General features: G+C 53.8%; 5 protein-coding genes. All 5 read left to right on the forward strand.

Annotated features, from left to right (window positions below; all coding sequences use genetic code 11):
- On the forward strand, positions 1–263 hold a 263-nt coding region (locus C5O24_RS10100), incomplete at its 5' end, for an aquaporin (RefSeq protein ID WP_205961089.1).
- Between the two features lie 215 nt (positions 264–478).
- Complete coding sequence (gene topA / locus C5O24_RS10105; protein ID WP_107036728.1) at positions 479–2,812, forward strand: type I DNA topoisomerase; 2,334 nt, start codon at positions 479–481, stop codon at positions 2,810–2,812.
- Positions 2,809–3,789, forward strand: coding sequence for an RluA family pseudouridine synthase (locus C5O24_RS10110; RefSeq protein ID WP_237613058.1), 981 nt, complete (start codon positions 2,809–2,811; stop codon positions 3,787–3,789). The genes topA and C5O24_RS10110 overlap by 4 nt, the downstream gene beginning before the upstream one ends.
- A 40-nt stretch (positions 3,790–3,829) precedes the next feature.
- Positions 3,830–4,882 (forward strand): glycoside hydrolase family 18 protein, encoded by a 1,053-nt coding sequence (locus C5O24_RS10115; RefSeq protein ID WP_107036727.1) that lies wholly within the window; start codon positions 3,830–3,832, stop codon positions 4,880–4,882.
- 361 nt (positions 4,883–5,243) lie between these two features.
- Positions 5,244–5,750, forward strand: coding sequence for a DUF4372 domain-containing protein (locus C5O24_RS10120; protein ID WP_237613057.1), 507 nt, complete (start codon positions 5,244–5,246; stop codon positions 5,748–5,750).
- Positions 5,751–5,924: the final 174 nt, after the last annotated feature.

Raw genomic sequence — 5,924 nt, forward strand, 5'->3', positions numbered from 1 at the left:
CCATACTTGGCGCCACTGATGAGCGTCATGGCTTCGGCCGCTTTGCCGGCATAGCCATAGGCATAGCACTCGGTCTGGTCAATATAGTCGGTATTCCGGTCGACAACTGCTCGGTCAATCCTGCCAGAAGCTTCGGCCCGGCTCTGTTCTCGCCTGATGCATGGGGTGATTTCTGGATCATGGTAGTCGGTCCGCTTGCAGGTGCCGTGATAGCCGTTCTGGCGTGGAACGCCATATCGGCCAGCCGCAAAGCCATAGAATGAGGCCGACGGTACAGCTGAGCGGCAAATATGCAAAGGCCATGTGTCAAAAAAAACGAATTTTGGCACATGGCCTTTGCAATATGCGACATAATGCGATCTAATGTGGCCTTTATGGCGCATAATTTCAACGCTTTCTAAAAAAATGAGGCGAAATTGATTTCTTTTTCCTAATTTTGCCGGATGATTTAACGAATGAAGTGATACAGCTCTCAAATATGGTCAAAAATCTCGTCATAGTGGAGTCGCCCGCCAAGGCGAAAACCATCGGAATATTTCTCGGTCCCGACTATACGGTGATGTCAAGCTACGGTCATATACGCGACCTCGCCCCCAACAATCTGGGTGTCGACACCGCCAACGGATTTCAGCCCGAATACGTGATACCCGACGACAAGCGTCAGCTTGTGCGCGACCTGCGCAAGGCTGCCTCGCAGGCGTCGATGGTATGGCTCGCATCTGATGAGGACCGCGAGGGAGAAGCCATTTCGTGGCATCTGTATGAGGTGTTGGGACTGAAGCCCGACAAAACACGGCGCATAGTGTTCCACGAGATCACCAAGGACGCGATACTTCACGCCATACAGCATCCGCGTGAGATAGACCTGAATCTGGTCGACGCCCAGCAGGCGCGCCGCGTGCTCGACCGTATAGTCGGTTTCGAGTTGTCTCCTGTGCTCTGGCGCAAGATCAGGCCGGCACTGTCGGCCGGGCGTGTGCAATCGGTGGCCGTTAGGCTTATAGTGGAACGCGAAGAGGAGATCAAGGCATTCCGCCCTGAGCCATATTTCCGTGTCACCGGACGTTTCGCCACTTCGGGAGGCACGCTCGACGGCGAATATTCACGACGCCTAACCGATGAGGCTCAGGCCACGCGTCTGCTTGACGAGTGCGCCAAAGCTTCGTTCGCTATATCCGACATTAATGTCAAGCCGTTGCGCAAGAGCCCGGCTCCGCCATTTACTACCTCCACTCTCCAGCAGGAAGCATCGCGCAAGCTCGGCTTCTCCGTGAGCAAGACAATGATGGTGGCGCAGCATCTTTATGAAGCCGGACATATCACATATATGCGTACCGACTCTCTCAATCTCTCTACGCTCGCTCTTAATTCCATAGCGAAGGTCGTAGGCAGCACAATGGGCGAGAACTACCTCAAACGCCGCACCTATCACACGTCATCCAAAGGAGCGCAGGAAGCACACGAGGCTATACGTCCTACCTATGTCGACCGGCAGACCATACCGGGCAACTCCGACGAACAAAGGCTGTATGCGCTGATATGGAAGCGTACAGTGGCCTCGCAGATGGCCGACGCCGAGCTCGAGAAAACCACGGTAGAGATAGAGGCTCCGGGTGTCGACGGACACTTCACGGCATCTGGCGAAGTGATAAAGTTCGACGGATTCCTACGGCTTTATATCGAAGGTACTGACGACGACAACGATATGGCCGCTCCCGGATCAGCATTGCTTCCGCCTGTGGCAAAAGGCGAATCTCTGACCCCCTCGCTGGTAGAAGCCACGCAGCGGTTCACGCAGGCGCCTCCGCGCTACACCGAAGCATCGCTCGTGAAGAAGATGGAGGAGCTTGGCATAGGACGCCCGTCGACCTACGCTCCGACCATTTCCACCATACAGCAGCGCGAATATGTCGAGAAAGGGGAACGTCCCGGCGAACCGCGCCGCTTTTTGGTGCTCGACATGGCAGGCGGCAAGATCAGCCGCACGGAAAAGACCGAAAACACCGGCTCTGACCGTGGCAAGCTTATTCCGACCGATACCGGAACTATAGTCAACGAATTCCTTACCCGCTATTTCCCCAACGTGCTTGACTACAACTTCACGGCCAAGGTGGAGGAGCGGTTCGACAAGATAGCCGAAGGCGATGCCGAATGGAGCCGGGAGATCGGCGACTTCTACGACGTGTTTCATCCGGAGGTAAAGCAGGCTTCCGACATGAGGCTTGAACATCGTGTGGGCGAGCGCCTGCTTGGACAGGATCCGGCTTCGGGACGCAATGTCTACGTTAAAATCGGACGTTTCGGCCCTGTGGTGCAGATAGGCGAGAGCACGGATGAGGAGAAACCGCAGTTTGCTTCGCTCCGGCGTGACCAGTCGGTGCTCGACATAACTCTGCCTGAGGCTCTGAAGCTGTTTGAACTTCCGCGCACACTCGGTACGTTCGAAGACGCGGAGGTGAGTGTGGGACTCGGACGCTTCGGCCCTTATGTCAAGCATGCCGGAAAATTTGTGAGCATTCCGCGCGACATGGCTCCGCTCGACGTCACTCTCGACCAGGCCATAGCGCTTATAGAGGATAAGCGTCAGGCCGAAACAAAGAAGACCGTAAAGGAGTTTGCAGAGGATCCCGACGTGAAGATACTCAACGGACGATATGGTGTCTACATCCATGCCGCAGGCAACAATTACAAGATACCGAAGACGGTCACCGAGCCGGAAAGGCTGACCATAGAGGAAGTGCGCGAGATCATCGCAAAGCAGGACGCCGCGCCTAAACGCACTTCGCGGCGCACATCAACCCGACGCAAATGAACAGACCACGAAATACAAAACCAGGGGCGGAGCGGACGGCGTTCATGCCCGACCGCATCGAGACTTACCGTGTCGGTGAAGAGTGCCGGCTGCTTGATTTTCTTTTCGCTTCTATGCCTCAGCGCAAGCGCACTAACGTCAAGGAACTCCTCAAACACCGTCAGGTGGCTGTCGGCGCACTACCAGTCACACAGTTTGACCACCCGCTTGCTCCCGGCGATGAGGTGAGGGTCAATCTCACCCGCGAATTCCGCGTGTTCTACCACCGGCGCATCAAGCTCGTCTATGAGGACGATGACATAATCGTGATAAACAAGGGCTACGGGCTGCTCTCGATGGGCAACGACAAGGTGCGTGAGGGCACTGCCTATTCGATCCTTCGCGAGTATGTGAAGTGGGGCAATCCGCGCAACAAGATATTCATAGTGCATCGTCTTGACCGCGACACATCCGGTCTGATGGTGTTCGCAAAAAACGAAAAGGCCAAGGAAACCCTGCAGCACAACTGGAACAATATGGTGCTTGAGCGCCGCTATCTGGCTGTGACGGAGGGGACACCCGAACCTGCCACGGGTACATACCGGAGCTATCTCGCCGAAAATTCGGCTTACGAGGTGTATTCAACCGACAAACCGGATGAGGGGAAGCTTGCCGTCACACGCTATACGACGCTTAAGTCATCCAATCCCTATGCGATGCTTCAGGTGGAGCTTGACACCGGCCGTAAAAACCAGATAAGGGTCCACATGGCCGATATGCACTGTCCGATAAGCGGCGACCGTCGCTACGGAGGTCACAGCAATGTCATCCACCGTCTGGCTCTGCATGCCCAGACATTGCGCTTCGTCCATCCCGTGACACGTCGCGAGATGTCGTTCTCCACCCCTGTACCGTCATCGTTCGAGCGTCTGCTGTCGTGCCACAAGCCGTTGCCCAAGGATGAGGCTCCCGCCGACAAATATGACGATTTCGACTGATTTTCCAATTGACCATAAATCTCACTAACAATACATTAATATGAAAAAACTACAGAAAGCTGCCGTAGTGACGGCAGCGGTCATGTCGGTGGCGGCAGTGTTCAGCGGCTGCAACCACACTTCGTCGGCCACTCAGGACAATGCGGCCGATTCGACATCGCAGATCGTGGTGGCCTACGTCACAGGCTGGAGCAGCTGCGCTCCCGATCCGAGCCTCATGACGCATATCAACTATGCCTTCGGCAAGGTAGCGCCTACGTTTGACTCGGTGACCGTGCAGAATCCCGCCCGTCTTGATTCGGTGGTGGCTCTGCGCCGTGTGAATCCCGATCTGAAGATAATGCTCTCTATCGGTGGCTGGGGTGCCGGAAATTTCAGCGAGATGGCAGCCGATTCGGCACTGCGCGCCAAATTTGCCGACGATTGTCTGGCCAAGGTGGAGCGCTATGGGCTTGACGGCATCGACATAGACTGGGAGTATCCCACAAGCAGCTCCGCAGGCATATCGTCGTCGCCCGAAGACACGGAGAATTACACTCTGCTCATGCGTCAGCTCCGTGAGACCCTCGGTTCCGACCGTCTGCTGACTCTCGCTACCATCTGGAGCGCCAAGTATATCGATTTCGAGGCTATACTGCCATACGTCGACTTCGTCAACATCATGTCGTATGACATGTCGCCGGCATCGAGCGGACGTCCGCATGCTCCTCTCTATGCAAGCGAGGCCTCGGGCAACCACTCTGCCGACTCTGCCTACCGTGCACATCTCGCTGCGGGAATTCCTGCCGAAAAGCTTGTGCTCGGTCTGCCGTTCTACGGACGCGGCGTGGATCCCTATCCCGATTATATGGACTACAAGGATCTCAAAGTGCTTCCCGGCACTGTGGAGATATACGACTCCATCGCTGAAACCCCGTATATGGCCGACTCGATAAGCGGACGCATACTCATGGGCTTCGAAAACCAGCGTTCGATGGCGGCAAAACTCCACTACATCAAGCAGCAGGGTATGCTTGGAGCGATGTACTGGGAGTATTGCGCAGACAATGGCGATCTGGCACAGCAGGTGGCCGACAGCATCCTTCACAAGTGAAGGCCGACCGGAGTAGATAATCCCTGATAAAATATTTTGCGGATGCCGCGCCCCTGAAGGGCTACGGCATCCGCATTGTTTGTATCCCTTCCAAGGCAACAAGGTAAAACCGCAACTGATTTATGTTTAACCAGTTGCGGCTTTACTATTGCTTTTTGCACAACATTTGCACAACAGAAACCGAAAGTCTCTTTCAAAATTCATCGTCATTCATCTGTCGGAGTTTTTTTCAAATAGCAAAAAAAGTTTTTTTCAATTTATTGCTGTCCGATAAAACGGCAAAACAAAATTAGGACTGGCACCTATTGCAGGAGTCAGTCCTTTTAGTTTAGTTTGTGTTGACCAAAACATATTCTAAACTATGCCCAAAAGTAGTCATTTTAGCGGACAGCCGCTCTATGGTCAGGTAATAAAATTGCTTGACAAGTCGAAAATTCTTCAGTTTAGCCGCGAATACGGAGGAGAGAGATATACCAAACGGTTTAACTGCTGGATTCATCTGGTGGTAATGCCCTATGCCGTGATAATGCGATTCGACTCATTGTGTGAGATAACAGCCAGTCTGCTTGCGGAGACGCGTAAACTGTCTCATATAGGTATTACTTTCAAAATCGGGCGCAGCACACCCGCGGATGCCAACAAGAGGCGCCCCGAAGCTATATTTGAGGCTGTATACCGCGATTTATATGCCACTTACCGCCACGTTCTTTCCTCGGACAGCCACAGCCGCAAGACTCCCAAATGGATGAAACGGCTGCAGATTATCGACTCCACGACTATTACTCTGTTCTCCGACCTGCTGTTCAAGGGAGTCGGACGCCATCCAAAGACCGGAAAAAAGAAAGTCACTATGTTTGCATCAGATTAGCTGACGGGGCGCTCAACGGGGGCTGTCTGCCCCCTTGCCGCTAAGGCTTCCCCCGAGAGGAGTGAGGAGAAAAGATAGACGTAAGGGCAATTGCATGTAAATTTGTAAAAGCAAAATACATTAACAGCAAAACCGATACGTCTATGGTACAAAGTAACAAAAAAGATTTCAGCG

It is taken from the genome of Paramuribaculum intestinale (assembly GCF_003024925.1).
Taxonomy (GTDB): domain Bacteria; phylum Bacteroidota; class Bacteroidia; order Bacteroidales; family Muribaculaceae; genus Paramuribaculum; species Paramuribaculum intestinale.